Genomic DNA, 26285 nt, shown 5'->3' with positions numbered 1-26285 from the left:
TCTGCGATTAATCTATGTTAAATAGGGTTTGTTCAAAGATAAAAAATCTTAAATTAACCAAAGGTCAATTTAAGATTTTTCCTGCTATTAAGCGTAACTACTTAATAGATTATTTATCTAAAAGGGGTTTTAATTCTGGATCAAAAGGGCGTTTACCAAATATTTTCTCAAGGTTATCTTTAAAAATAACTTCTTTTTCTAAAAGTACATCGGCTAACTCTGTAAGTTTGTCTTTGTTATCTTCTAAAAGTTTGATTGCTCTTTCGTATTGTTTTTCAATAATATCAGATATTTCTTTATCGATAAGTTCTGCAGTCTTTTCACTATAAGGTTTTGTAAAACCATATTCGTTTTGACTAGAAGAGTCATAATACGTTAAGTTTCCAACTTTATCGCTTAATCCATAAACGGTAACCATTGCTCGTGCTTGTTTAGTCACTTTTTCAAGATCACTTAAAGCTCCTGTAGAGATTTTATTAAAAATAACTTTCTCTGCAGCACGACCTCCTAATGCAGCACACATTTCGTCTAGCATTTGCTCTGGTCTAACAATTAGGCGTTCTTCTGGTAAATACCATGCAGCTCCTAAAGAACGACCACGTGGTACTATAGTAACTTTTACTAAAGGTGCAGCATGTTCTAACATCCAACTCACTGTAGCATGACCAGCTTCATGAAAAGCAATAGCTTTCTTTTCGCTAGGTGTAATGATTTTATTTTTCTTCTCTAAACCACCAATAATACGGTCTACAGCATCTAAGAAATCTTGTTTGTCTACAGCTTTTTTACCTTGTCTTGCAGCAATTAAAGCAGCCTCGTTACATACATTAGCAATATCTGCTCCAGAGAAACCTGGTGTTTGTTTTGCTAAGAAATCTGTATCAAGATTTTCAGATTTTTTGATAGGTTTTAAATGAACTTCAAAAATTTCTTCACGTTCTCTAATATCTGGCAAGTCAACAAAAATTTGTCTGTCAAAACGACCGGCACGCATTAAAGCACTATCTAAAACATCTGCTCTGTTGGTTGCAGCTAACACAATTACATTTGTGTTGGTTCCAAAACCATCCATTTCTGTTAACAACTGGTTTAAAGTATTTTCTCTTTCATCGTTAGATCCAGACATATTACTTTTCCCTCTTGCACGTCCAATAGCATCAATTTCATCAATAAAAATAATTGCTGGAGATTTTTCTTTAGCTTGTTTAAATAAATCTCTAACACGAGATGCACCTACACCTACAAACATCTCTACGAAATCTGATCCTGATAAAGAGAAGAACGGTACTTTAGCTTCACCTGCAACGGCTTTTGCTAATAAGGTCTTTCCTGTTCCTGGAGGGCCTACAAGTAATGCGCCTTTTGGTATTTTACCACCAAGAGCTGTGTATTTTTCTGGGTTCTTAAGGAAGTCTACAATTTCTTGAATTTCTTCTTTAGCACCTTCTAAACCGGCTACATCTTTAAACGATGTTTTAACGTCTGTATTCTGATCGAATAATTTAGCTTTAGATTTTCCGATGTTAAAGATTTGACCTCCAGCACCGCCACCTCCACCAGAAGACATTCTACGCATAATAAAGATCCAAACTCCTATTAATAGAATAAAAGGCAGAATACCAATAAGGAAATCTCCCATTAGGTTTTGTTCTGTTTTGTATTCTACATGAGTTTTTAACCCTTGATCTTTAATTGCAGCATTTACTTGATTTTCAAAATTTTGTAAATCACCAAATTCAAAACTATAATTTGGCTGTTTAGATGCTGTTGGAAGTAACGTAGACGGTTTTGAATTCTTATGTTCTTCTTTTTGTAAAGCTTCATCTGTTAAATAAACATCTGCTTCTCTCTTGTTTACAATTTCTACAGTTTCAATATCACCATCGCTCAGATATTTCATGAATTCTGATGGAGTAGTTGTGGTAGAGTCTTGTAAACTATTACTGTTAAAAAGCTGCATTGCAATAAAGATTGCAATAATAGCTCCGTAAATCCAATACGGATTTAATTTAGGTTTCTTATTTGGAGTTTTCTTTTCGTTTGCCATTAAATCTAATAGTTTGTTTCAATTATCGTTGTTTTTGCATCGCCCCATAGGCTTTCAATGTCGTAGTATTCGCGGATATGCTTTTGAAAAACATGAACTACAACATTCACATAATCTATTAATACCCATTCGGCATTGTCTTGCCCTTCTGTGTGCCAAGGTTTGTCTTTAAGTTCTTTACTAACTTTTTTCTGGACAGCGTTTACAATGGCATTAACTTGAGTGTTTGAGGTACCTTCGCAGATTATAAAATAATCACAAACCGTATTTTCAATTTCACGTAAGTCTAAAATATTTATTTCTTTTCCTTTAACATCTTCAATTCCACTTAAGATGGTGGCAATTAGCAAGTCTGAATTTGTGTTTTCTTTCGCCATTAATTTGATTTAATTTGTACAAAGTTATTATTTTTTAGTTCTTTATACTTTAAAATTTGCAGAAGTTTTCATCCTGCCTACATAAATAATATAAATGCATATAATCAAACTTGATGCCATCGATTCAACCAATACTTTTTTAAAACAATTAAGTAGTTGCGAAATGGTTGAAGATTATACTGTAGTAGTCGCTAAAGAACAGACCATGGGACGCGGACAAATGGGAACGATTTGGGAGTCTGAAACCGCTAAAAACCTAATGTTTAGTGTATTTAAAGATGTTTCTTTTGTACCCGTAGAAAAGCAGTTTTATATTAGTATGGTTACCGCTATAGGGATTTATAAAGCTTTGAAAAAACTGGCATTACCTCGAGTAAAAATAAAATGGCCTAACGACATTTTGTCAGCAGATAAGAAAATATGTGGAGTGCTTATTGAAAATATTGTAACATCAAACGGACTTAGAGACAGTGTGCTTGGTATTGGAGTAAATGTTAATCAGACAGATTTTGTAGGACTTCCCAAAGCGTCTTCTTTAGTTAATATGGTAGGACGTGTTTTTGATTTAGATGAAGTATTATATCACATTCTTGTAGAATTAAAAGAATGTTTTGCTTGGCTTGAACGCGGACAGTACAAAAAAATAAAAAACGAATACGAAAGCGAATTATTTAAAAAGAATAAGCCTTCAACATTTTTAGATGCTGAAGGCAGTATGTTTGCCGGTTTTATTCTTGGTGTAACAGAACTTGGTCATTTAAAAGTGCTGTTAGAAGATGAAATTATAAAAGTTTATAATTTAAAAGAAATAACCTTGTTGTATTAAATAGATGTTGGCATTTTAGTCGCTAAGGTTTCAATAAACTTTGAAATAGGTCCTTTTACCATCATAGCCATCATAGGGTTGAAATCGCCTTCAAACTGAAGTTTAACCTCACTTTTTCCTTCAGCAGTCTCCGTAATATTTCCTACTAAAGAAAAGTCTAATTTACCGCCTGCAGCGCCTAAAACTATTTTGTTTGGCGGAACCACTTCTTTCTTTTTTAAAATAATTTCTGGCATCCCTTTTAAGGCGAATAGAAATTTGTCGTCGTCTAAAATTTCAAACTTACTAATGTTATCTGGCATTAGTTTTTCAAAATTTTTAATATCAGAAAGAAAATCAAATACCTCTTGAGATGATTTGTCTACCGTTACTTTTGGAGATTCTAAATTCATGATTTTTTATTTGTTAAGATATAATCAAATAGCGTTCCATTCACTCGGATTGGAGTTCCAATCTGTCAATGTTTTTACTTCGGCTTGCGAAACGTAATTTGTTTCTACAGCTTGCATGATTAAACTGTCGTAGTTACTTAAGGTTTGAAGCATTACATTTTCTTTTTCAAAATTCTCTTTAGCGATATTAAAACCGTAAGAGAAAATAGCAATCATACCTTTTACATTCAGATTTGCTTCTCTAAGTGCACGCACAGCATTTAGACTGCTTTTTCCTGTACTAATTAAATCTTCAACAACAACAACATTTTGTCCTTTTTGGATAAAGCCTTCAATCTGGTTTTGTCTACCATGACTTTTAGCTTCAGGTCTTACATAAATAAAAGGAACTCCTAAATATTCTGCAACCAACATACCTATACCTATAGCACCAGTAGCAACACCAGCAATAACGTCTGGTTTTCCATATTGTTCTTCAATATGTTTGGCCATAGTTTCACGTATGTAATTTCTAATTAGCGGAAAAGATAGTATAATCCTGTTGTCGCAATAAATAGGCGATTTCCATCCAGAGGCCCACGTAAAGGGAGCGCTAGGGCTTAGTTTTATTGCATTTACTTGCAGTAAAACTTCAGCAGTTTTTCGAGCTGTTTGTTTGTTTAAAATCATAGATGCAAAATTACACATTAATTAAAATAATACTTCTTGTCTATTAAAATTATTTTTTTAAAGTTAATATGTTTGCTATAAAAATTGATACTTTTACCATAATTAATGTAGGATATTTTTTATATGTATAAAATATTTGTCAACGACAAGCCAATCATTTTAACCACTGTGGTTGAAAAGGAAACACATTTTAAGAATTACTTATTAGATACTGTTCATATTGGTAAAGTAATTAAGGAGTTAAATACTACTTCTTTAAAGGAAGTGCGATTAATTCACAAAAATGGAGATAAATTACTTAAAAAGTTTTTAAAGAAACTACCTAACGTTGTTGCAGGTGGTGGTAAAGTTTATAATAAAGATGGCAGTATTCTGTTTATATATAGAAACGATAAATGGGATTTACCTAAAGGAAAAGCCGAGTCTGGTGAAACCATAGAAGAAACGTCTTTAAGAGAAGTAGAAGAAGAAACAGGAGTTTCAGGTTTAAAAATTACTAAGCCTTTACATACTACCTACCACATATTTAAGCGTAACGGTAAATTTAAAATTAAAGTAACGCATTGGTTTGAAATGTCTACAGATTTTAAAGGAAATTTATGGCCACAACATAACGAAGGCATTACTAAAGTGGCATGGTTAAATGAAGTTGAAGCGATTCAGGCTTTAGAAAATTCGTATGCTAATATTCGTCCGCTTATTTAATGATACTCGCTTTTAAAGCTCCGTAAATTTGATGCTTTAAAAGTGACGGCATCATATTTTGTGAAGCAAATTTCTGATTAACTTCTAACTCAATACCAATATAATTTAAAGGATGTTGTTTGCGTAGATAGGTTGTTAAACCATCTGCCTTTCCTAAATACGGATAATTAAAACGTGTTTTTAATCTCGGATTCTCAAGGTGTAAATTCGATTTAAATGTTTTGCAAAATTTAGATTCTTCAGCACGCTCGGTGTCATATAAAAGTCCGATATCGCAAGTGCGTTGTTCTCCTTTTAAAACAGGAGTAAAGCTATGTATCGCTAGATGAATAACTGTGTTTTCTTTATTAATTTCTTTTGAAATGTATTGTTCTAAAGCATTTCTGTATACCTTATAATAACTAGTAATTAGATATTCTTTATCTGAATTAGATAGCGTTTTAGCATATTCTGAAAACAGGTTTTTATGATGCAACGATCTGTTTAGCTCAATTAATAACCGACTAGTTTCACTGTAGTTTGTAAAATCTGCTAACGGTTTTAAATACTTAAAAAGATCTAAAGCGCCAATATCAAAACCACGATGCGTTTGTAAAGTGGTTTTTTCATTTATAAAGGCAGATGCAAATCGTTTAGGTATGTTTGCTCCACCATGTTCGCAAGTTAAAAGCAATTTCATTTTAAAAATAAGGTGTTAGTCTCCAGACAGCTTGTAAGTGATTTGTATACTTTAAGCACATTAGATTCAGAATAATCTTCTGCCAAAACCTTTTCAATTCGAGTTGCTAAAGTGCCTTCGTTTAAAATAGTTTCAATAGTCTTATAGTGCGATTTGTGTATGTTAGGTTTAGCTAATTGATAGATATGTTTCCAAACATCTTGAATAGAACAAGCGTCTTCAATATCAAATACATTTAGATAGTCTAAGTTTTCTATTACTGAAGTCTCTCCGTGTTTAATTGCATCATTAAGAATTACATATAAGTCTTCTTTAGTCCATCGTTTTTGAGCCGCTAAAGGCGATAGCTTTTTATTGACTAATAATTTTAGAGTTTCAATAATTAAAGCACAAATAGCTAAATCTGCTTTCGGACATTCTTGAATATCGACTAAGCGTATTTCTATGGCATTTCTATCGAAACGCGCAATAGCACCACGGGAATTTAAGAAATGATGATCTAAAATATTATGGGTGTCAAATGGTTTTATAGCCTTCTTAATTGGTTCAAAAATAGTGGCAAAATAATCCAGTTTTGTAAACACACGCTCAGGAATAACAAGTCCAGTCATTTCAGGAATTTCTTTCTGATTGGTTTTGTAGTATTCTAATCGCGTGTCCTTAAAGCCTGTCAATTTTCCTTCTAATATTGGTGAACTCGCACTTAAACCCGGAATAAGCGGAAGTATTATACGGATGGCTGCGTGTAACTTTTCAAACTCTTTATCGTCAAAAAATGGTAAATTTATATGAACACTTTGCACGTTGCTCCAGCCGTGATTTTTACAATTAAAAATACGGTTGTATAATTCGTAAACTTCGCTATAACTGTGCTTCCAAAGTTGCGTTTCACTTACGGGGTTCATAAAAGGATGAGCAGCGGTAGGTAATAACTCGGTCTGTAAAGGTTTTAAAAGCGCATTGATTTCTAATACGTTTTTATGAAATAAGTCGGCCAAACCATTTAAATTTTTAGTTGGCCCATTGGTTTTTATTTCTACAACATGGGCAACCAATTCGTTGCTCCAAGCTATTTTACCATTTACAATATCCGAGGTTAATTTGCCATGCTTTTTAATGAGAAGCGCATCAACAATTGGAGCAATTTTTAAATCGGATTGATTTACTAGCATGTATTCTAGTTCAATTCCATAAACATCAAAAAGATGATATTTTTTATTCATTTTAATCTAAACGTTTTTTTAATGCAGATAAAATTTCTGTGTAAACGGCATCGCCATAATGAGCGTCTTCTACACCAAAATCGATATTTGGGTTGTCGTTAATTTCAATAACCATAGGTTTGTTATCTACCACTTTTATGTCGATACCATAAAGACCTTTACCCATAAGTTTGGCCGATTTTATGGCCATGTTTAATACTTTTTTGGGAACAGATTCTATAGGTAAACAGTCGGCATTACCATCTTGGTCGTCTTTCTTTTTAGCATTCCAATTATAGATTTGCCAATGCCCTTTAGCCATGTAATATTTACAAGCGTAAAACGGTTTGTCGTCTAAAATACCTATGCGCCAATCAAAATCTGACGGACAGAATTCTTGTGCAATAATTAAATCAGATTCTTTTAACATCTCAGAAACCAAGTTATGGTATTCTGTTTCTGTTTTGGCCTTTTTTACACCAAAAGAAAACGTAGAATCTGGTGCTTTTAACACACAAGGTAAACCCACTTCATCAAGTACCTGTTGCTTGTTATCTTTGTGTACAATAATTGTCTTAGGCGTATCTATATTTGCATTTTGCAAAGCTTCGGCCATATACACTTTATTGCAACATTTTAAAATAGCATCTGGATAATCTATAATAGCGAGACCTTCTTGCTGTGCTTTTCTTGCAAAGGCGTAGGCTTCGTTATTTACTTCTGTACTTTGTCTGATAAATAAAGCATCGAAAGACGATAAGCGGGACAAATCTTTAGGTTCAATAATTTCAGCATAAATGTTCATTTTTTCAGCCAAATCTATAAACTTCTTAAGGGCCTTAGCATTACTTGGAGGCGCAGGATCTTTAGGGTTTACTAATATGGCTAAATCGAAATCACTTTTAGTTAACTTCGGAAAATCGTAACGTGTTTTAGAAAAATATTGATTAGCAAATTGCTGAACACTTTCTAAATGCTCTGATGGTATTTCAGATTCAGAAATAGCTTTAATACTTTGAATGTTCCACTTGGTTGTATGGTTAAATTTTACGCGCAAAAACGGCACCTGAAAATGTTTGTAAAACAACAGGCTTAACTCCTTGTATTTTTGTGCTACGTTCTGCCCAAAATAAATGCTTAACGTAAACTCTTGCGATTTTATATTCTTTAAACTTTGTTGGATGGTGTCGTCAAATTCGTCGGACACAATTCTTACAAGTTTTAAAGCTTTTAAATCGACTATATTTTTTATGTTCGGAATAGGCAAATGACCTCTAGCCTCTGCTAAAAGCGATACATAATAGCCTTTAGATTGGTAGGAGTAATCTTTGCATAAGTTGAAAATTCTAGCTTTTTTAACTAGTGAAAATTCAGGATTAGTAAGGTATTCTTGCGAAGAAATTACTTTGATATTCTCAATCGAAAAATTCCATTTTTCAGGTTGATTGACAACAATATACTTGTTCATTAATGGCGCTGCATAGCGATATAAATTTGAATCAAATGTATATTATTTTTAAATATGTTTTACATCCTAATATTAAATTTTTCACATATTATTTTACTCTAAAAACAGGGTAAAGCATATGGGCTTTTTCATAATTGTCACTGTGTTTATGTATCCAGTCTAACTGTGCATACCAATTCGATTTAAATTCTTGGTCAGATGCTTTTTTAGCTTCAAATTCTTGCTTCAGTTTTGGGTTTTTATTTAATAGCGCTAAGGCTAAATCTTCCCAAACGTAAGGCGAAAACCCTTCTTTTTGTTGTAAAATAGTGTCGAAGAAATTCCAGTTAAAAAACGAATCCACAGCTTGCGGTTCTAAAGTTTCTAAAAGATAACGAATGGCTGGTTGTCGGGTTTCTATATAAAAATCGCCAGCTCTAAATGTGATTTGTTGGGTTGTTGATTCTGTAGTGGTATTACTGTGTAGATAATGACCTTCATAAGGTGAAGATTTGGTTTTGAAATCTGTTATGTGGTAACTTTCAACAGTAAACGTTTTATCTGTTTCCAAAGGTATCATCTTTACCTGATTCAGTTTTAACAGCTCAATAATAGTATACCAACCTTGCGGAATAATATAGGCTTCTGGAATAGTAATTTCCACTGTAGGTTTAAAGTAATTTTGGTATGTAACAGGTTTGGTAAAAGGTTGTGTTCTGTCGTATTTTAAACGTTTTAAACCCGTTACATCACTTGTTTTATATTCGCCTTCAAACCCTTTAAATTGCAGTGTAGAAGATTTTGTGGTGTCTATGGTCCAACCTAAACTGTAAGTCTTTGCATTAAGAAAGGAGTTGTTGGCATCTTCGCGTAATGTTTTAATGGTTTTGTAATCTTTTTCAATAATAGAAATCATACTTTTCATAAGTTCGTAAGTGCCTTCAACTCGAGGTTTGTATGGTTTTAGCATATGTGTTTCTACCATCATTCCTAAGGTGTTAAATAAAGTGGTGTAACCTGTAGAGTATCTTGGGTGATCTATAAACTGACTGAATCCAATTTCAGGAACCTGATTAAAAACATTAACGTAAGGTGTAATGTCCCATTCTTTTTTAGCTAAACTCTGTTCCAGTTCTGGCATCATTTTAGTATGTAAATAGGTGCCTAAATTTCCGCCAAGTTTATTGTGTTGTGTAAATAAATGCGTGAGGGTGTATTGGTAATCGGCTCCATTACTTACGTGGTTATCTATAAACACATCCGGTTGCACTTTATGGAAAATTTCTGCAAACGTTTTTGCGTTTTTAGTATCGCTTTTTATAAAGTCGCGGTTTAAATCGTAATTGCGAGCATTTCCTCTAAACCCATATTCTAAGGGGCCATTTTGGTTGGTTCTGGTTGTCGCATTTCTGTTTAAACTACCACCAATATTATAAATAGGAATGGTTACTAAAACGGTATGCTTAGGCATACTAATCTTGCCTTGAACAATGTCTCTATACAACATCATGGTTGCATCAATACCATCGCTTTCTCCTGGATGAATGCCATTATTTACGAGAAGAATACGTTTGTTTGTTCTGATTTTTGAAAACTCGAAGACCTTATCAGGGTTCAAAGTCACCAGGTGTAGTGGCTTTCCAGAGTCAGTTTCGCCTATAGTTTGTATGTCTATTTGCGGATACGTTGAGGCGAGATTGTTATAAAATTGAATAACTTCTGCATAAGTTGCTGTTTCTAGACCATTACTTTTTTCAAAATGTGTTGTGAAATCATTTTGAGATTGTGTGTGTAAGGTATTCAATAATAGGAATATAATGAAAACAGAGGTGGATAATTTCATTCTTAGTATTTTTAAACAAACTTAATGAAATTATTACATTAAGAACTTGTGAGTCCCCATTTTAACTGTATTTTTGCCCCTCTTAAAAAAGAAAAGATGACAGATTTTATAAGGAAAATAACACCTAATGCGAAGGATGATGTTTTAGCAGGTGTAACGGTATCACTGGCCATGATTCCTGAAGTTGTAGCCTTTGCCTTTGTGGCTCAAATTAGTCCGATTGTTGCCCTTTTTGGAGCCTTTATTATCGGAATTGTTTCGGCCTTATTTGGTGGACGACCAGGTTTAATTTCTGGAGCAGCGGGAGCTGTGGCAGTTATTTTTGTGCACATGATCCAGGAAGGACATGCTAAAGGTCTTTTATTTGATACGCCTGTAGAAAATATGGGCTATTTCTATTTACTAGCTGCGGTTGTGTTAATGGGTGTTATTCAGATTTTGTCGGGTATCTTCAAACTTGGAAAATTTGTACGATTAATACCGCATCCTGTAATGTTAGGTTTTGTAAATGGTTTGGCTATTGTCATTTTTATGGCACAATTGGGTATGTTTAAAGAAAATACTAAAGATGTATTCGGTCAAAACATGCGTAAAACCGTTTCTAAAGAATTGGTTTATAATGTAAATGATAATGCTGTAACCGATTTAATTTCTGGTAGTAAATTGTTTTCAATCAATGGAGAATCGATAACTAATGCTAGTACTGGTGAAGAGGTGTTTATTATGTCCGACAATCAAGTTTTCGACGTAAAAACTAAAAAAGTCGTCTTTAATGTTCAGGATAACGGGTTTTATTCAGTTAAAGATAATGGTGTTGTAAAGTCCACTATGGAAGGCAATAAGCTTTATGTTATGATTGGTTTGGTACTGTTAACTATGCTAATTATTTGGGGATTACCTAAATTGACTAAAAAAATGCCTGCTGCATTAACCGCTATTTTAATTGTGACTTTAATTTCAATATTTGGAGGATTACAGTCTATAAATGTCGGAGATTTTATTAGAGATGGAGGAGGAGCAGGTCTTAACGGTTTTGACGAATTGTCTAGCAAACTAAATCTTGGAGAGCTTTGGAGCCATTTGCCATTTAATTTAGATACATTAAAATTTATTGCGCCTTATGCGTTTTTAGCAGCTTCTGTAGGATTAATAGAAACGTTAATGACGATGAATCTTGTAGATGAATTAACAGATTCACGAGGAGATGGAAATAGAGAATGTGTAGCTCAAGGTGCTGGGAATATGTTAAGCGGAATCTTAGGTGGTACTGGTGGTTGTGGTATGATTGGACAAACTGTAATTAATATTAATGCAGGTGGTAGAGGACGTTTATCTGGTGTAATGATGGCGATAACTTTACTAACATTTATATTGTTTGCAGATAAATATATTGAGCAAGTGCCTATTGCCGCTTTAGTAGGGGTGATGTTTATGATGGTTATTGAAACTTTTGCTTGGTCAAGTTTACGTATTATGAAAAAGATACCGGTATCTGATGCAGTGGTGTTAGTAATTGTATCTGTAGTGACAGTGTTTTTTGATTTAGCTATTGCAGTATTTGTGGGAGTAATTATTTCTGCATTGTCTTTTGCATGGGAAAATGCTAAAAAGATTAGAGCAAGAAAGCGTTTTTCTCAGGATGGAAATATTAAAACTTATGAAATTTGGGGACCTTTATTTTTTGGTTCAATTACCGCTTTTAATGAGAAATTTGATGTTAAAAACGATCCAGATGAGGTGTATATCGATTTTGTAGAATCTCGTGTTAGTGATCATTCAGCATTAGAAGCCATTACTAATATTGTAAATAAATATGAAGCTGAAGGAAAATCTATTAAGCTAAAGCACTTAAGTGAAGATTGTAAAATACTTATGTATAAAGCGAATCCGAAATTTAAGGAAGTTATAATAGAAGATGTTCACGATCCGCGTTATCACTTAGCAGCGAATCCTGAAGAGTTTCCTAAACCACTTTCGGAATATAAATTTTAATAAAAAAAGGCGCCAATTATGGCGCTTTTTTTACTCTTACATTATCGGGAACAAGGAGTGTGTAATCTCCATTGTGTCGTATTACATCTCTAACAATACTAGAACTTATAAAAGAGGTCTTAGATGAGGTTAGTAAAAACACTGTTTCTATTTCAGAAAGCTTACGGTTTGTTTGTGCAATGGCTTTTTCGAATTCAAAATCGGCAGGATTTCTAAGTCCGCGTAAAATAAATTCGACATCCATTTTTATACAGAAATCTACAGTCAGTCCAGAGTAGGTTGTTACAGATACTTTAGGTTCATCTTTAAAGGTTTCTTTTATAAAATTAAGACGTTCTTCTAAGGTAAACATATAGTTCTTTTCAGAATTGATTCCGATGGCTACTATAATTTCATCAAAAACATGAACGGCACGAGAAATAATATCGAGATGTCCTAAAGTTAAAGGGTCAAAAGATCCAGGAAATATGGCGCGTTTCATGTTAGCTGTGTTAAAAGTTTAGTGGCGTGAATTTACGATTTATATCTTAAAGCATCTTCAATAGCACTTTCAAATAACTCAGATAAAGATATTCCAGCTACTGCGGCTTGTTGTGGTAAAATACTTTCTTTAGTCATGCCAGGAACCGTATTTATCTCTAATAAATGCGGCTCGCCGTCTTTGAATATAAATTCACTTCTAGAAAACCCTTTCATTTTTAGAATTTCATATACTTTTTTAGCAAGCGTATTTACACTTTGCTCTTGTTCAGGGGTTAGTCTTGCTGGCGTTATTTCTTGAGACTGTCCTAAATATTTGGCTTTGTAATCGAAAAAATCATTTTCACTTACAATTTCTGTAATCGGTAATACGGTTGTTGCTCCTTTGTAAGTAATCACACCAACAGAGACTTCTACACCATCTAAAAATGATTCAATAATAATTTCGTCATCTTCTTTAAAAGCGGTGTCTATAGATGCTTTTAAATCTTCTTTTTTATACGCTTTAGTGACACCGAAACTACTTCCGGCTTTGTTTGCTTTAACAAAGCATGGTAGGCCTACTTTTTTAATTATGGTATCTTCATCAATAACATCTCCAAGATTAACGTAGTAAGATTCAGCAGTTTTTATACCATAAGGTTTTAATATGCTTAAACAGTCACGTTTATTATAGGTTACGGCAGCTTGGTACATTTCGCAACTTGTTTGTGGCATATTTAAGAGATTAAAATAGCCTTGTAGTTGGCCATCTTCACCCGGAGCACCATGAATTGCATTAAAAACACAATCGAAGCTGGTCTTTTTACCATCAACAGTTACAGAAAAATCATTTTTATCGATAGGAAATTCTTTATCTTCATTATTAACATAAACCCATTTATTTTTAAAAATATGGATTTTGTATGCATTGAATTTTTCGGTATCAAGTGACTGGTAAACAACGTTTCCGCTGTTTAAGGAGATTTCATATTCGCTAGAATAACCTCCCATAACGATGGCTATATTTTTTTTCATAATAGTAACAAACGATGGAAAAAATCGTTTAGCTAAAATATCATTTATTAATCAAAAGTAAAAACAGAACGGTTTTTATATCTTTGCCAATCAAATTCTATATCATGGGCCTTATAAAATTCCTTACTAGTAAAACATTCTTTCTTAATTTGCTTTTAGCTGTAGTTGCTATTTTTGTGTTGAGTTATTTAACATTAAGATGGTTAGATAGTACAACAAACCATGGTAAGTTTGAAACGGTTCCAGACTTAACGGGAGTTTCAATAGATGTAGCTAGAGCTGAATTAGAAAAAAATAAGCTCGTTATGCAAATTCAGGATTCTGCGAATTACAATCCAGATTATCCTAGATTTTCTGTTATAGAACAAGACCCTAAAGCAGGATTTAAAGTTAAAGAAGATAGAAAAATATATATAACACTTAATCCGTCTGGATACAGAAAAGTGTTAGTACCAGCATTAACAGATCGTACATTTAGACAAGCCAAACCTACTTTAGAAGCTTTAGGTTTTCAGGTAGGAACCATTAGATACGAAGACAATATTGCCAAAGATATGGTTTTAGAAGTATCTCATGACGGCGAAAAAATAAAGACAGGCGATATGTTACCTAAAACATCTAAAATCGATTTAGTATTAGGAAACGGTAATAGACCAGAGTAAATTATGAGTGATTATACACCACAAAACGAAGAGGCTGAAGATGAGCTTTACGAGCATTATGCTTTTACAGCAGAAAAGGGGCAATCGCCACTTCGAATTGATAAATATTTAATGAATTTTGTAGAGAATGCCACACGAAGTAAAATTCAGGCTGCTGCAAAATCAGGTAATATATTTGTTAATGGCGTTCCCGTTAAGTCCAACTATAAAGTTAAAGGTAACGATGTTATTAAAGTGCTTTTTGCACATCCGCCGTACGAGAATTTATTGGTCGGCGAGAATATACCAATCGATATTGTTTACGAAGACAACGATTTATTGGTTGTAAATAAACCTGCAGGAATGGTGGTGCATCCAGGCCACGGAAACTATTCTGGGACTTTAATAAATGCCTTAATTTATCATTTCGATAATCTGCCGGAAAACTCTTCTGGACGTCCAGGTTTAGTACATAGAATAGATAAAGATACAAGTGGTTTGTTGGTGGTTGCAAAGACAGAAGAAGCGATGGCACATTTGTCTTTACAATTTGCAGAGAAAACTTCAGAACGTGAATATGTCGCAATTGTTTGGGGTAATGTTGATGAAGAAGAAGGTACCGTTGAAGGAAATATTGGTAGACATCCTAAAAATAGACTTCAGAATACAGTCTTTTTTGGCGACGATGCAGATAAAGGAAAACCAGCTGTAACGCATTATAAAATTATAGAGCGATTAGGATACGTCACTCTATTGTCTTGTAAATTAGAAACAGGCCGCACGCACCAAATACGTGTGCATATGAAACATATTGGACACACTTTATTTAATGATGAACGTTACGGTGGAGAGAAAATTTTAAAAGGCACAACCTTTACTAAATACAAGCAATTTGTAGATAATTGTTTTAAAATTTTGCCACGACAAGCGCTACATGCCAAGACTTTAGGGTTTGAGCATCCTAGAACAAAAGAGTTTATGCGTTTTAATACAGACATCCCAGAAGATATGCAACAGTGTATTGAAAAGTGGAGACAATATGTGAAGCACCAAGAGTTAGATGAGGCATAAGTATTTGTTATGTAATTATAAGAAATAACAGTATTTATCTATATGATTTCAGTCATTTCAAACGTAAATTTGATTGATTTTAAAACTGAAATCAATTATAGAAGTTGAATTGAAATAATCCTACGAATATGAAATTAGTAATATCTCCAGCAAAGTCTTTAGATTTAGAACGCGAATTACCAACAGAAGTTTCTACAGAAGCTTTGTTTTTAAAAGAAGCTGAGCAATTAAATAAAGTTGTAAAAAAGAAATCTGCAAAAGGATTGTCTGAGTTAATGCGTATTTCTGATGCTTTAGGACAGTTAAATTATGAAAGAAATCAGGATTGGACGTTGCCGTTTACAAAAGAGAATGCACGCCAAGCTATTTATGCATTTAACGGCGATGTGTATCGTGGACTAGATGCGTACACAATTTCTGAAGATAAATTAGGAACGCTTCAAGATACCGTTAGAATTTTATCTGGTTTATATGGTGTTTTAAAACCATTAGATCTAATTCAGGCTTACCGCTTAGAAATGGGGACTAAATTGCCTGTAGGAACAAACAAAAATTTGTATGAGTTCTGGAAAAAAACGATTACAGCATCCTTAAATGATGAATTAAAAGACGATGAATTGTTTTTAAATTTGGCTAGTAATGAGTATTTTAAAGCTGTAGATGTAAAATCTTTAAAAGTGCCAGTAATTACTGCCACGTTTAAGAATTTTAAAAACGGCGAATATAAAATGATTGCAACTTATGCAAAGCTTGCTCGAGGTTTAATGGCGCGCTACGTTATAGATACTAATGCTAAAACTGTTGAAGACTTAAAAGGATTTGACTACGAAAACTACAGATACGATGAGCAATTCTCAACAGAAACCGAGTTGGTCTTTACAAGATAATAAACGTTCTGAAACCGAACGCGAAGCATTTAAGCCTACAGGAAAATCTCCTAAAAAGCTATCGAAAATGTATATTGGTGTGGTCGTATTAGTGACGTATCTTACCAGTTTAACCTTAACGATAGGGTCTAAGAAAACATTAGAAACATGTATCACTTCAGATTTTTGTTTCAATTCTAAAGACGATGTTTTCCTGTATGCTTTTTATGTGTTTAGTACCATAGCCATTATTGTATTTGTAATTTTAATGGCCTCCAAATTTGGTAAGCGTTTTGGACATGCTGTAAAACAGTAGTTAACGTTTTACAGTAGTGTCTTTGTCGACATCAATTTTTATTTCTGGACGTACTTTTTTCTTAATTCGCGGACGTCTTACGCCGTAAGAACCTCTATTTATTTTTCCGCGTTTTGTTTTTTTATCTCCTCTTCCCATTGTTTTTCTTTTAAAATACTATTTTTAAAGCAAACAGCAAAACATAATGTTTAAACATAAGCATCCTTATGCACCATTTATACCGGAATCAGCCACAAAATTAATTGTAGGGACATTGCCACCACCACGTTTTTCTGTAGGCGAATTTAAACCTGGAGATGTAAATTTTAGTTATGGAAGTATAGATGGACAATTATGGCCTATTCTAAATACGATTTTTGATTTAAATTTAAAGTTTGAAACAACTGAAGAAGCTATCCTGCAACGTAAACATTTTTTAAATTCTAGACATATAGGTATATGCGATATTGTTGAAAGTGCAGAACGTGAGAAAATTGATGCGTCAGATTTAGGAATGCAAAATATAGTATTAAGAGACCTGTTAAAATATATTAAAGCACATCCAAAAGTGCATACGTTATTGTTTACTGGAGGAAATAGTAAAAATGGTCCAGAATATTTTTTTAGAAGATATTTAAAAACTTATAAGCTGGCATTAAAAGTAGAGTGCGATGAGGTGCCAAGAATTCACAGTTTTGAATTTAATGGACGCCATATTAAAACAGTCTCCTTAACAGCGCCTTCTGGCGCTGCTAATAGAGCTGTTGGCGGTATGACACAGTATAAACACATAAAACAGACTAATTCAAAGTTTAATACTTTTGATTTTCGTGTCATGCAGTACCGCCAATTTTTTTAATTAATTTTTAATAATGAAACGTTTAAATGTGGTTTCGTTATTTGTATTGCTTGCTTTTAATATATAGGTTCCTACAGAAAGTCTAGAGACGTCTATAGTCGTTTTTACAGAGGATTGTATTGATTTAGATAGTATCATCTGTCCTTGAATGTTATAGATTTCTATTGCACTTAACTGTTGTTTTGCATCAGAAATATTGATTTCGTTCTGAGCCGGATTAGGATATAGCTTTAAGTCTGCCGCCAATGTATTATCGGTTACAGAAAGTTTGCTATCTATGCCGTATATACGTACTTCGGCTAAACTTGTCCATGCACTATTTTCGTTTCCATATCCTATAACTTGAACGTAACGTGCCTGTGTAGCATCTATCATAAAATTTTCGTAATCTTTTGTCGTTCCAGAGCTTTCTAATTCTTCTGTTAATTTTGTGAAATCAGTACCGTTTTCAGATACAGCAATTTCAAAATATGTTTTACGAGAGTCTCCATTATGAAAAGCAATTTTTAATAAACTCACTGTATTTAAAGCTCCTAAATCGTAAGTAATGATTTGTCCGTCACCTTCTGCAGACCAACGCGTATCGAAATCATCATCAAGCGTGTTTTCAGGGCCGTTAGATTCTTGGGCCTCACTTGCAGATACAGAGTCAGGAACTAATTCATCTAATCCGTCGGCAGGATCTTTACCTATTTGAGTTATGTTTAAAGTTCTGCTTAACGTGCTACTTGTAATGGTTAGCGTTCCTGAACGTTCTTCTGTGGTTGTGTTTTCCGATACTAAAACATCTACAGTAGCATTGTTTTCTCCGCTTGCAGGTGATACAGAAATCCAATCTTGATCAGCTGTAATTTCCCAAGCCATGTTTGAGGTTACGGTTGTCGTTTGTGTTTCAGATTCCGCAGAAAAGGTGTCTAGGGTTGCTATCGATAATTGATCGATTTCTTCTATTTCTCCTTCATCAGAATACGGACCAACATCTTCAGGGTCTAAAGGCGCGTAGCGTACGCTTTCTGTACTATAGTGATCTGCACCAGCATTACTTTCATCTGGTCTGCTTTGCCCTTCAATATCTTCATCGACCATGATAGAAGTAACTCCAGCAGTAAATAGAGGAGAGGTTTCTGTACTATACCAAACACCATCTTTATATTCTAAATACGGATTGCCAACTGTAACTTCGTTACTATCAAAAGTAGAATTGTCGCTAGTTAAACTGGCATCGCCTTCAGGATACATTAAATTGTTGCTCCATGTAACACCATCGCCTTGATCGTTACCATCTACATAATTAACTAAACTGTTTGTTTTACCCGTAACTAGGTTATTGGCAAACATTACATCTTTAACTTTTTTGCTGTAGTTTCCGTTATTATCGAAACCAATTTCAATTCCATATGTATTATCTACAAGTGTGTTGTAAGCAATGGTAACACGTTCAGCTCTAAAATGTTTGCTTAAGCTGCTACTTTCTCCATCTATAGCATCTCCTTGTGTAATAGTTATAGGTGCGTCCCAACGCGTACCTTCAAGATTTTCAAAATAATTATTAATAATTACGTGATCTGTTCCGTAAACACGAATACCACCGGTGTATAGTGTTGCACCGCTATCAGATGTTCCAATGGCTTTGTCGTCTCCAAAAAAGTAGTTTCCTTCAATACGGTTTCTGTTTCCGTGTCTTAAAGATAAAGTACCATAACTTTTTCTGAATGTATTATGTCTAACAATGTTATCGCAGCTTTTTACAGATACAATTTCTGGATCGCCATCGCAATCTTCAAACAAGTTGAATTCTACAGTGGTGTATCCGCTAGATTCAGACATTTCGCTCCAACCAATTCTAATAGATTCTTGTTCGTTATCTGCACGAGGTCCGTTATTTTTAAAGTAATTGTGATCTATTCTGTCGTAAGTCGACTGACGGAAATCTTCATCGCCATCATTTGTACCATCAATAGTTATGTAATGCCCAGGTGTGGTTTTGTTCTGAAACGTATTGTGATCTATACGGTTGTCGTGACTAGTGTATTGAAATGTATGGTCGTCCCATATACCACCAATGTAAATCCATTTGATAGACTCTTCTGTTTGGAGTTCAAACACATTTCTTGTAATTCTAATGTTGTTTGAACCTTCTAGTTTAACTAAAGAATTATCGCCTTCAGCATCAAAGACAAAGCCTTGAAGTGTGAAATACGACGATTTTTTAAAAACAAAATGAGATTCTCCTGTAAGTGTTACACCGCCAACAGTTTCTGCTTGTATTACAATAGGCGCTCCATCTGCACCATGTTTTTCTGAAATACTTAGTTCGAAATCGTTGTAGGTTCCGTTTTTAATGATAAATACATCTCCTGGAGATGCTTCATTTAAAAGGTCTTCTATGTCGTCTGGATCTTCGACATAAGTTTGTGCAGTAATGCAAAATGTAAACAACGAAAATGCTAAAAATAACACATGTTGTTTCTTCAGTCCATAGAATATGGACCGTAATGAAAGGTAGTTGTTTGTCATGTTTTAATAGTTTTTATCTGGAATACCAGATTGGTTAACCAAAATTAATGATATTTTTTATGAAGTACAATAAAATGTGGGGAAATAATTAAGGGTTTTTTAATAAATTAGAGAGTTAGTTATTAATATGATATTTTATGCTTTTTTGAGAAAATTGCTCTAATCTGCTGCAGATCGCGTTAAACTGCAAAAAAAATGAGAAATATGCATGCGTTTTTTTATGGGTCAATGCTTCGTTAATACACATCAAATCATTAAATTTGCGTTTCTTAAAATTTGATGAAAGTTTATGTTTAATAATTTAAGTGAGAAATTAGATAAAGCGTTACACGTTCTTAAGGGACATGGAAGTATAACGGAAGTTAATGTTGCAGAAACCTTAAAGGAAGTACGTCGTGCTTTATTGGATGCCGATGTTAACTTTAAAATTGCTAAAGATTTTACCACTAGAGTAAAAGAAAAAGCACTTGGTCAAGATGTATTAACTGCATTACAACCAGGACAGTTAATGGTTAAAATCGTTAAAGACGAGCTAACCGAGTTGATGGGAGGAGATGCTGCTGGTATTAATTTATCCGGAACGCCAAGCATTATTTTAATGTCTGGTTTACAAGGATCTGGTAAAACTACTTTTTCAGGAAAATTAGCAAACTATCTTAAAACTAAAAAAACAAAGAAACCCTTATTGGTAGCTTGTGATGTATATCGTCCGGCAGCGATAGATCAGTTACATGTTGTAGGAGGACAGATTAATGTAGATGTTTTTAGCGATAAAGGCAATTCAGATCCTGTTGCTATTGCACAAGCTGGTATTGCACATGCCAAAGCTAACGGACATAATGTGGTTATTATTGATACCGCAGGTCGTTTAGCTGTAGATGAGGTAATGATGGCCGAGATTTCTAATATCCATAAAGCCATACAACCACAAGAAACGTTATTTGTTGTAGATTCTATGACAGGGCAAGATGCTGTAAATACAGCAAAAGCCTTTAACGATGTGTTGAATTTTGATGGGGTGATTTTAACCAAATTAGATGGTGATACTCGTGGTGGTGCAGCGATTTCTATTAAATCTGTAGTCGATAAACCAATTAAATTTATTGGTACGGGGGAGAAGATGGAAGCGATTGATGTATTCTATCCATCTCGTATGGCAGATCGTATTCTTGGAATGGGAGATGTGGTGTCTCTTGTAGAACGTGCTCAAGAGCAGTTTGATGAAGAGGAAGCGAGAAAATTACAAAAGAAAATAGCAAAGAATCAATTCGGATTTGATGATTTCTTACAGCAAATTCAGCAAATCAAGAAAATGGGGAACATGAAAGACCTTATTGGAATGATTCCTGGTGCTGGAAAAATGATGAAAGATATCGATATTGACGACGATGCTTTTAAACATATTGAAGCCATTATTCACTCTATGACTGTTGAAGAACGTACAAATCCTTCAGTGATTAATGCGAGCAGAAAAAAACGTATCGGAAAAGGTTCTGGAACATCTGTACAACAAGTGAATCAATTGTTAAAGCAGTTTGATCAAATGAGCAAGATGATGAAAATGATGCAAGGTGGTGGCGGAAAACGTATGATGCAAGCCATGAAAAACATGCGTTAAGATTTAAATCTAATAAATAAATAATAAACCCTATTACATGACAATTTTAGACGGAAAAAAGGTTAGTAACGATATTAAAGACGAAATCACCGAGCAAGTCAATAAAATGAAAGCTAAAGGTGAAAAAGTTCCTCATTTGGCAGCTATTATTGTTGGTAATGATGGGGCAAGTTTAACTTATGTAGGGAGTAAAGTACGTGCTTGCGAACGTGTTGGTTTCGAGTCTACTTTAGTTAAAATGTCTAGTACAACGAGTGAGTTAGAGTTGTTAGATAAAATTAAAGAGCTTAACGATAATCCAGAAATAGATGGTTATATCGTTCAGTTGCCTTTACCAGACCAAATAGATACACAGAAAGTGTTATTAGCTGTAAATCCAGATAAAGATGTAGATGGTTTTCACCCTGCAAACTTTGGAAAAATGGCGTTAGATATGACGACTTTTATTCCTGCAACACCATTTGGGATTTTAGAATTATTAGAACGTTATGGCGTAGAAACAAGTGGGAAACATACTGTTGTTATTGGTCGTTCTCATATTGTTGGTCGCCCTATGAGTATATTAATGGGTAGAAAAGGATTTCCTGGAAATTCTACAGTAACATTAACACACAGTCATACTAAAAACATCACGCAAATAACATCTCAAGCAGATATTATTATTTCGGCCTTAGGAGTTCCAAACTTCTTAAAAGCTGAAATGGTTAAAGACGATGTGGTAATTATAGATGTTGGAATTACTCGTGTTGCCGATGATACTACAGCAAAAGGATATAGAATTACTGGAGATGTAGATTTTGTAAACGTAAGTAAAAAAGCAAGTTTTATAACCCCTGTACCAGGAGGTGTTGGGCCAATGACAATTGCAATGTTGTTGAAAAACACGTTGTTAGCCTGCGAAAGACATAGAAAGAAAGCTTAAAAGCCTTCTTTATTACACTTTAATTAAGCATAATTACATATACGTAGTTATGCTTATTTTTTTTAAGCCCACATTATAACCGAACTTTTTTTGTTAAATTTAGTTATCTAACTAACCTAACTTTAACGATTTGAGATCAGTATACCTAGTGTGTGTAGTCTTCTTATGGAGTATTTATGCAAATGGGCAAACATCAGATATTATACAAATTAATTATTTAGGGCAAGAACACGGGCTTTTACAATTAAATACAAAAGCACTTGCCTTAGATGATATGGGCTATTTATGGGTTGGCACAGAAGATGGTCTACACCGTTTTAATGGTCATGAATTTAAAAGTTATATTTCTAATCCTAAAGATCAATCTAGTTTATCAGACGATCATATTCGTGGACTACTTTCGGTAAAAGACACTTTATGGATTGCAACAAATTCTAAAGGTATTCAAGGATATATTCGTTCTAAAAATCAGTTTTTCTCATTACTTACAGAACAGGATCACCCAGATTTAAATAATACCTATAAAGCTTTTCAACTCACAGAAAAGCTATTGTTATTTTCAGCTAAAAATCATTTTATCCTTTTTGATAGGCGTCTTAAAACCCATACCATCATAAACCTTTCTAATCTTTCCATTGAAAATAGAGTGGAAGATGTACTCGTATTAGATCGTAAACGAGCCTGGTTAGCGACTAAAGAAACGGGGATTTTAGAATTAAATTTAGAAGATTATACCACATCACATGTGCCAGATTTTGAGCGTAAAGATGTGTCTAGTTTTGTAGATACTAAAGATGAAATTTATATAGGATCTGCACAAGGAATTCAGGTTTATAATAAAGCGACGTCTCGTTTTAGTGATACCAAAATAAAGACTACTGTCGATGGATTTCATAAAATAAGTGATTCTCAATTTTATGTGCTTACTCCAAAAGGCATGTTTAAATATAATGCTGTAACAGATAGTTATAACAGTGTAATTTTTGATAATGTAAATGAAAATAAACATTATGAGTTAGTCGATTTTACTGAAGTTATTGAAGATAACTACGGGAATATGTGGTTTGGAACAGAAGGAGAAGGTGTTTTTCATTACAATAAGTTTCAGAAGAAATTTGATAGTTTTAAAGTGAATTTAAAAGATTTATACGGCGATGAACGTATTAGTGTTTTTCCTATTCAAAAAGAAAACGATTCTACTTTATGGCTGGGGACTTATGCGGGCACTGTAAGTTATAATTTAAAAACGGGAGCATCTAAATTATACAATACAGGTAAAGGCGGCATAACTTACGACTTTTGTAAAGATAAAAATGGGACACTTTGGGCAGGCGGCATTACTGATGGATTGATGAAGTACGATGCCATTACCGATCGTTTTAAACAATGGAAACATACCGCTTCAGAAAATAGTCTTACAGATAATGAGGTGCTTAATATTATACCTGTTTCAAAAGAAAAACTTTGGGTGTGTACTTGGTCTGGTGGTATCAATGAATTCGATATCGCTACAGAAACATTTACCAAGTTAGCGTTTAACGGGACTCAAATAGATCGCGCTAGAACATCAATTATAGACTCAAAAAATCATATATGGTTGGGTACAGATAATGGTTTGTACGAAATAGAATCTAAAAAAATTATTAGACATATTACAGAGACCGCCAAGGGAGATTTACAATTAACAAATAACAGAATTTTTTCAATATCAGAAGATCACAAGGGGAATCTGTGGGTTGGTACAGCTTCTGGATTAACCTATATAAATACTAAAACACAAACATCTACACTGTATTATAAGCAAAAGGGATTTCCTAACGATTTTGTGTATGGTATTGTTACAGATGCCAATCATAAAGTGTGGATGAGTACTAATTTTGGGCTCTCTGTGTTTAATCCTATAGATAAATCATTTACCAACTATACTAAAGAGGACGGTTTACAGGATAATGAATTTAATGGTAAGTCTTTTTTTAAAGACGACCAAGGCATCTTATACTTTGGTGGGATTGATGGTTTTAATATTATAAATACAAATCAAATTATAGACAATCCGTACTTGCCAAATGTGAGTTTAGAATCTGTAGAACTCTTCAATCAGCCTATAGAAAATAATGAAATGTTTAAAGACACCTTGATTTTTAAAAGTAAAGAAAACGTCTTGACTTTTAATTTTTCTGCCATTCATTATTTAAACCCAAACAAGTGCTTGTATCAATATAAGTTAGAAGATTTTGACGATAACTGGAGTCCTGTATCCAAGAAAAACAATGTTACCTATACCAATTTAAATCCGGGACACTATACTTTAAAAATAAAAGCTTCGAACGATGTGGGTAAATGGAACCCGAAATTAAAAACAGTACACTTAATTATAGTTCCGCCTTGGTATTTAAAACCTGAATTCAAGGTGTTGTTTATTGGAGTGTTCTTGCTTTCTGGAATATTGTTTTATCTGTTTAAAACCTCGAAACTGAAACGCGATAAATTAAAGTTAGAAGGCGTTATTGCAACCCGAACAAGAGATTTAATGGTGAAGAATGCAGAATTAAATGCGTCTCATTCTGTCATGGTCGAACAGAATAATAATATAGAATTTTTAATGAAGGAATTAAATCATCGTGTTAAAAACAACCTCCAAATTATTTCAAGCTTATTAAATATGCAGGCTAATAATATTGAAGAAGAAGAGGTGAAAGATATTCTGAATATTGCCAAAAATAGAATTTTAACCATTGCCTATATTCAAAACGATTTGGCTTCAAAAGACGAGCCTACTGATATTCCTGTATTCTTAAAAGATTTTTCAAGAAAAATTTTAGGCTTATTATCCGATAGTCAAACACAGAAATTTAAACTTATTTTTATTCTAGAACCACATTGTCTATGTCAGTTAAACACAACTTTGCTGGGGCTCATTTTAAACGAACTCATTACTAATACGTATAAATATGCTTTTAAAACATATAGTCCAGATCATCTGTTGCGTATTTCTTGTTCTAAGACCGATTGTAAACTAAAAATAGTAATTGAAGATAATGGGATTGGATATGATAGTAATGAAATAAGAGAGAATTCACTAGGCTTAGATTTAGTGAAAACAATGGTGCATCAATTAAATGGTACCATTACGGTAACATCTAATAATGGTGTAAAAAATGTAATACTAATACCTTGCTAACTATAAAAATAAATACCTATGCGAAGAATTTTACTAATTGAAGACGAGCTCATTGTGGCTATGGATATAATAAAATGTCTGGAAAGAAAAGGGAATAATAAAGTGTTTTCTGCTAGAAACTATAAAGAATCCATGGCGTTGTTTTTAATGGAAGACATTAATCTGGTGATTTGTGATGTTAATTTAAACGATGTAAAAGATGGCATCGAAATTATTGAAGAACTCATGGAAATAAAAAACATACCAGTAGTGTATTTAACGGCTTACGATAATACAGAAATTATTAATAGAGCAAAAGATACCGTGCCATATGCGTATTTATTGAAGCCATATAACGAGTTACAATTGCAAATGACTATAGATTTAGCTGATATAAATTTCAAGAAAAAAGAAGAAGGTCATATTGCTGTAGAAGAAAATATATATAAACTTGAAGAATTAACTAAAAGAGAGAAAGAAATTTTATTGGTTATTGCAACAGGGAAAACCAGTAAAGAAATAGGAGATTGTTTAAGTATTTCTAAGCATACTGTCGATCAGCATAAAAAGAATATTAAAAAGAAACTCAATTTAAGTACGATAGGTGAGTTGGTAAGCTTTATCATGACTACGCATATAGAACACGCAATTCGTTAAGCA

24 protein-coding genes are annotated in these 26285 nt (G+C 33.5%); 12 read left to right on the top strand and 12 right to left on the bottom strand.

Annotated features, from left to right (window positions below):
* Positions 1 to 109: 109 nt before the first annotated feature.
* Together ftsH and rsfS are read right to left on the bottom strand one after the other, a co-directional pair.
* Positions 110 to 2047: an ATP-dependent zinc metalloprotease FtsH gene (gene ftsH, locus AST99_RS17225; protein WP_057783899.1), complete on the bottom strand. Its 1938-nt coding sequence runs from the start codon at positions 2045 to 2047 to the stop codon at positions 110 to 112.
* 5 nt (positions 2048 to 2052) lie between these two features.
* Positions 2053 to 2424 carry a ribosome silencing factor gene (gene rsfS / locus AST99_RS17220; protein ID WP_057783897.1) on the bottom strand — a complete coding sequence of 124 codons (372 nt, stop codon included), beginning with the start codon at positions 2422 to 2424 and terminating at the stop codon, positions 2053 to 2055.
* Between the two features lie 94 nt (positions 2425 to 2518).
* Here rsfS and AST99_RS17215 point away from each other — a divergent pair, with 94 nt between their 5' ends.
* A complete protein-coding gene (locus tag AST99_RS17215) occupies positions 2519 to 3250 on the top strand; it encodes a biotin--[acetyl-CoA-carboxylase] ligase (protein ID WP_057783895.1) in 732 nt (243 codons plus the stop codon).
* Here AST99_RS17215 and AST99_RS17210 read toward each other — a convergent pair.
* Together AST99_RS17210 and pyrE are read right to left on the bottom strand one after the other, a co-directional pair.
* Entirely contained in the window at positions 3247 to 3642 is a 396-nt protein-coding gene (locus tag AST99_RS17210; protein WP_057783893.1) for an SRPBCC family protein, read from the bottom strand. The genes AST99_RS17215 and AST99_RS17210 overlap by 4 nt on opposite strands.
* A 24-nt stretch (positions 3643 to 3666) precedes the next feature.
* A complete protein-coding gene (gene pyrE, locus AST99_RS17205; RefSeq protein ID WP_057783891.1) occupies positions 3667 to 4311 on the bottom strand; it encodes an orotate phosphoribosyltransferase in 645 nt (214 codons plus the stop codon).
* Positions 4312 to 4434: 123 nt separating this feature from the next.
* Here pyrE and AST99_RS17200 point away from each other — a divergent pair, with 123 nt between their 5' ends.
* A complete protein-coding gene (locus AST99_RS17200; RefSeq protein ID WP_057783890.1) occupies positions 4435 to 5016 on the top strand; it encodes an NUDIX hydrolase in 582 nt (193 codons plus the stop codon).
* Here the strand turns inward: AST99_RS17200 and AST99_RS17195 are convergent.
* The 4 genes from AST99_RS17195 to AST99_RS17180 form a co-directional block, all read right to left on the bottom strand.
* Positions 5009 to 5695 (bottom strand): N-formylglutamate amidohydrolase, encoded by a 687-nt coding sequence (locus AST99_RS17195; protein WP_057783888.1) that lies wholly within the window; start codon positions 5693 to 5695, stop codon positions 5009 to 5011. The two genes, AST99_RS17200 and AST99_RS17195, sit on opposite strands and share 8 nt — an antisense overlap.
* Positions 5692 to 6918 (bottom strand): glutamate-cysteine ligase family protein, encoded by a 1227-nt coding sequence (locus tag AST99_RS17190; RefSeq protein ID WP_057783886.1) that lies wholly within the window; start codon positions 6916 to 6918, stop codon positions 5692 to 5694. The genes AST99_RS17195 and AST99_RS17190 overlap by 4 nt, the downstream gene beginning before the upstream one ends.
* Before the next feature lies 1 nt (position 6919).
* The gene (locus AST99_RS17185) at positions 6920 to 8365 is read right to left on the bottom strand and encodes a RimK family protein (protein WP_057783884.1); all 1446 of its coding nucleotides are present in this window, start codon (positions 8363 to 8365) and stop codon (positions 6920 to 6922) included.
* An 88-nt stretch (positions 8366 to 8453) separates the two neighbouring features.
* Positions 8454 to 10187: a M14 family metallopeptidase gene (locus AST99_RS17180; protein WP_057783882.1), complete on the bottom strand. Its 1734-nt coding sequence runs from the start codon at positions 10185 to 10187 to the stop codon at positions 8454 to 8456.
* Positions 10188 to 10283: 96 nt separating this feature from the next.
* Here AST99_RS17180 and AST99_RS17175 point away from each other — a divergent pair, with 96 nt between their 5' ends.
* Positions 10284 to 12179, top strand: coding sequence for a SulP family inorganic anion transporter (locus AST99_RS17175; protein WP_057783880.1), 1896 nt, complete (start codon positions 10284 to 10286; stop codon positions 12177 to 12179).
* A 16-nt stretch (positions 12180 to 12195) separates the two neighbouring features.
* Here the strand turns inward: AST99_RS17175 and coaD are convergent, their stop codons facing one another.
* Together coaD and AST99_RS17165 are read right to left on the bottom strand one after the other, a co-directional pair.
* Complete coding sequence (gene coaD / locus AST99_RS17170; protein ID WP_057783878.1) at positions 12196 to 12660, bottom strand: pantetheine-phosphate adenylyltransferase; 465 nt, start codon at positions 12658 to 12660, stop codon at positions 12196 to 12198.
* 32 nt (positions 12661 to 12692) lie between these two features.
* Positions 12693 to 13676, bottom strand: coding sequence for a D-alanine--D-alanine ligase (locus AST99_RS17165; RefSeq protein ID WP_057783876.1), 984 nt, complete (start codon positions 13674 to 13676; stop codon positions 12693 to 12695).
* A 104-nt stretch (positions 13677 to 13780) separates the two neighbouring features.
* On the opposite strand from AST99_RS17165, the gene AST99_RS17160 reads away from it, so the two are divergent.
* From AST99_RS17160 to AST99_RS17145, 4 genes are all read left to right on the top strand, one after another.
* On the top strand, positions 13781 to 14338 hold the full coding sequence (locus tag AST99_RS17160; RefSeq protein WP_057783874.1) for a PASTA domain-containing protein: 558 nt from the start codon (positions 13781 to 13783) through the stop codon (positions 14336 to 14338).
* Positions 14339 to 14341: 3 nt separating this feature from the next.
* Entirely contained in the window at positions 14342 to 15388 is a 1047-nt protein-coding gene (locus tag AST99_RS17155) for an RluA family pseudouridine synthase (RefSeq protein ID WP_057783872.1), read from the top strand.
* A 128-nt stretch (positions 15389 to 15516) separates the two neighbouring features.
* Positions 15517 to 16275 (top strand): peroxide stress protein YaaA, encoded by a 759-nt coding sequence (gene yaaA, locus AST99_RS17150; protein WP_057783870.1) that lies wholly within the window; start codon positions 15517 to 15519, stop codon positions 16273 to 16275.
* Complete coding sequence (locus AST99_RS17145; protein WP_057783868.1) at positions 16232 to 16570, top strand: hypothetical protein; 339 nt, start codon at positions 16232 to 16234, stop codon at positions 16568 to 16570. The genes yaaA and AST99_RS17145 overlap by 44 nt, the downstream gene beginning before the upstream one ends.
* Here the strand turns inward: AST99_RS17145 and AST99_RS18380 are convergent, their stop codons facing one another.
* Positions 16571 to 16708 carry a 30S ribosomal protein THX gene (locus tag AST99_RS18380; RefSeq protein WP_069727874.1) on the bottom strand — a complete coding sequence of 46 codons (138 nt, stop codon included), beginning with the start codon at positions 16706 to 16708 and terminating at the stop codon, positions 16571 to 16573. It lies immediately after the preceding gene.
* Between the two features lie 46 nt (positions 16709 to 16754).
* On the opposite strand from AST99_RS18380, the gene AST99_RS17140 reads away from it, so the two are divergent.
* Positions 16755 to 17408 carry a uracil-DNA glycosylase family protein gene (locus tag AST99_RS17140; protein WP_057783866.1) on the top strand — a complete coding sequence of 218 codons (654 nt, stop codon included), beginning with the start codon at positions 16755 to 16757 and terminating at the stop codon, positions 17406 to 17408.
* Here the strand turns inward: AST99_RS17140 and AST99_RS17135 are convergent, their stop codons facing one another.
* Positions 17409 to 19925 (bottom strand): chondroitinase-B domain-containing protein, encoded by a 2517-nt coding sequence (locus tag AST99_RS17135; protein WP_083495723.1) that lies wholly within the window; start codon positions 19923 to 19925, stop codon positions 17409 to 17411.
* Positions 19926 to 20214: 289 nt separating this feature from the next.
* Here AST99_RS17135 and ffh point away from each other — a divergent pair, with 289 nt between their 5' ends.
* The 4 genes from ffh to AST99_RS17115 all read left to right on the top strand — a co-directional run bounded on the left by ffh (position 20215) and on the right by AST99_RS17115 (position 26282).
* Entirely contained in the window at positions 20215 to 21543 is a 1329-nt protein-coding gene (gene ffh / locus AST99_RS17130) for a signal recognition particle protein (RefSeq protein ID WP_057783862.1), read from the top strand.
* A gap of 37 nt (positions 21544 to 21580) precedes the next feature.
* Complete coding sequence (locus AST99_RS17125) at positions 21581 to 22465, top strand: bifunctional 5,10-methylenetetrahydrofolate dehydrogenase/5,10-methenyltetrahydrofolate cyclohydrolase (RefSeq protein WP_057783860.1); 885 nt, start codon at positions 21581 to 21583, stop codon at positions 22463 to 22465.
* Between the two features lie 130 nt (positions 22466 to 22595).
* The gene (locus AST99_RS18505; protein ID WP_198151542.1) at positions 22596 to 25646 is read left to right on the top strand and encodes a ligand-binding sensor domain-containing protein; all 3051 of its coding nucleotides are present in this window, start codon (positions 22596 to 22598) and stop codon (positions 25644 to 25646) included.
* A gap of 18 nt (positions 25647 to 25664) precedes the next feature.
* Entirely contained in the window at positions 25665 to 26282 is a 618-nt protein-coding gene (locus AST99_RS17115) for a LuxR C-terminal-related transcriptional regulator (protein ID WP_057783857.1), read from the top strand.
* Positions 26283 to 26285: the final 3 nt, after the last annotated feature.

The sequence above is a fragment of the Formosa algae genome, assembly GCF_001439665.1.
GTDB classification, from domain to species: Bacteria; Bacteroidota; Bacteroidia; order Flavobacteriales; family Flavobacteriaceae; genus Formosa; species Formosa algae.
The sequence above is the reverse complement of the archived record's forward strand: the minus strand, read 5'-3'. Positions and strand labels throughout refer to the sequence as shown.

Excerpts from the sequence above, each read along its gene's own strand:
- AST99_RS17160 (WP_057783874.1), top strand. The coding sequence starts at position 13,781 with ATGGGCCTTATAAAATTCCTTACTAGTAAAACATTCTTTCTTAATTTG.
- AST99_RS17115 (WP_057783857.1), top strand. The coding sequence starts at position 25,665 with ATGCGAAGAATTTTACTAATTGAAGACGAGCTCATTGTGGCTATGGAT.
- AST99_RS17165 (WP_057783876.1), bottom strand. The coding sequence starts at position 13,676 with ATGAAAAAAAATATAGCCATCGTTATGGGAGGTTATTCTAGCGAATAT.
- ffh (WP_057783862.1), top strand. The coding sequence starts at position 20,215 with ATGTTTAATAATTTAAGTGAGAAATTAGATAAAGCGTTACACGTTCTT.
- coaD (WP_057783878.1), bottom strand. The coding sequence starts at position 12,660 with ATGAAACGCGCCATATTTCCTGGATCTTTTGACCCTTTAACTTTAGGA.
- rsfS (WP_057783897.1), bottom strand. The coding sequence starts at position 2,424 with ATGGCGAAAGAAAACACAAATTCAGACTTGCTAATTGCCACCATCTTA.
- AST99_RS17215 (WP_057783895.1), top strand. The coding sequence starts at position 2,519 with ATGCATATAATCAAACTTGATGCCATCGATTCAACCAATACTTTTTTA.
- pyrE (WP_057783891.1), bottom strand. The coding sequence starts at position 4,311 with ATGATTTTAAACAAACAAACAGCTCGAAAAACTGCTGAAGTTTTACTG.
- AST99_RS17210 (WP_057783893.1), bottom strand. The coding sequence starts at position 3,642 with ATGAATTTAGAATCTCCAAAAGTAACGGTAGACAAATCATCTCAAGAG.
- yaaA (WP_057783870.1), top strand. The coding sequence starts at position 15,517 with ATGAAATTAGTAATATCTCCAGCAAAGTCTTTAGATTTAGAACGCGAA.
- AST99_RS17175 (WP_057783880.1), top strand. The coding sequence starts at position 10,284 with ATGACAGATTTTATAAGGAAAATAACACCTAATGCGAAGGATGATGTT.
- ftsH (WP_057783899.1), bottom strand. The coding sequence starts at position 2,047 with ATGGCAAACGAAAAGAAAACTCCAAATAAGAAACCTAAATTAAATCCG.
- AST99_RS17180 (WP_057783882.1), bottom strand. The coding sequence starts at position 10,187 with ATGAAATTATCCACCTCTGTTTTCATTATATTCCTATTATTGAATACC.
- AST99_RS17155 (WP_057783872.1), top strand. The coding sequence starts at position 14,342 with ATGAGTGATTATACACCACAAAACGAAGAGGCTGAAGATGAGCTTTAC.
- AST99_RS17200 (WP_057783890.1), top strand. The coding sequence starts at position 4,435 with ATGTATAAAATATTTGTCAACGACAAGCCAATCATTTTAACCACTGTG.
- AST99_RS17195 (WP_057783888.1), bottom strand. The coding sequence starts at position 5,695 with ATGAAATTGCTTTTAACTTGCGAACATGGTGGAGCAAACATACCTAAA.
- AST99_RS17135 (WP_083495723.1), bottom strand. The coding sequence starts at position 19,925 with ATGACAAACAACTACCTTTCATTACGGTCCATATTCTATGGACTGAAG.
- AST99_RS17145 (WP_057783868.1), top strand. The coding sequence starts at position 16,232 with ATGAGCAATTCTCAACAGAAACCGAGTTGGTCTTTACAAGATAATAAA.
- AST99_RS17190 (WP_057783886.1), bottom strand. The coding sequence starts at position 6,918 with ATGAATAAAAAATATCATCTTTTTGATGTTTATGGAATTGAACTAGAA.
- AST99_RS18380 (WP_069727874.1), bottom strand. The coding sequence starts at position 16,708 with ATGGGAAGAGGAGATAAAAAAACAAAACGCGGAAAAATAAATAGAGGT.
- AST99_RS17140 (WP_057783866.1), top strand. The coding sequence starts at position 16,755 with ATGTTTAAACATAAGCATCCTTATGCACCATTTATACCGGAATCAGCC.
- AST99_RS17185 (WP_057783884.1), bottom strand. The coding sequence starts at position 8,365 with ATGAACAAGTATATTGTTGTCAATCAACCTGAAAAATGGAATTTTTCG.
- AST99_RS17125 (WP_057783860.1), top strand. The coding sequence starts at position 21,581 with ATGACAATTTTAGACGGAAAAAAGGTTAGTAACGATATTAAAGACGAA.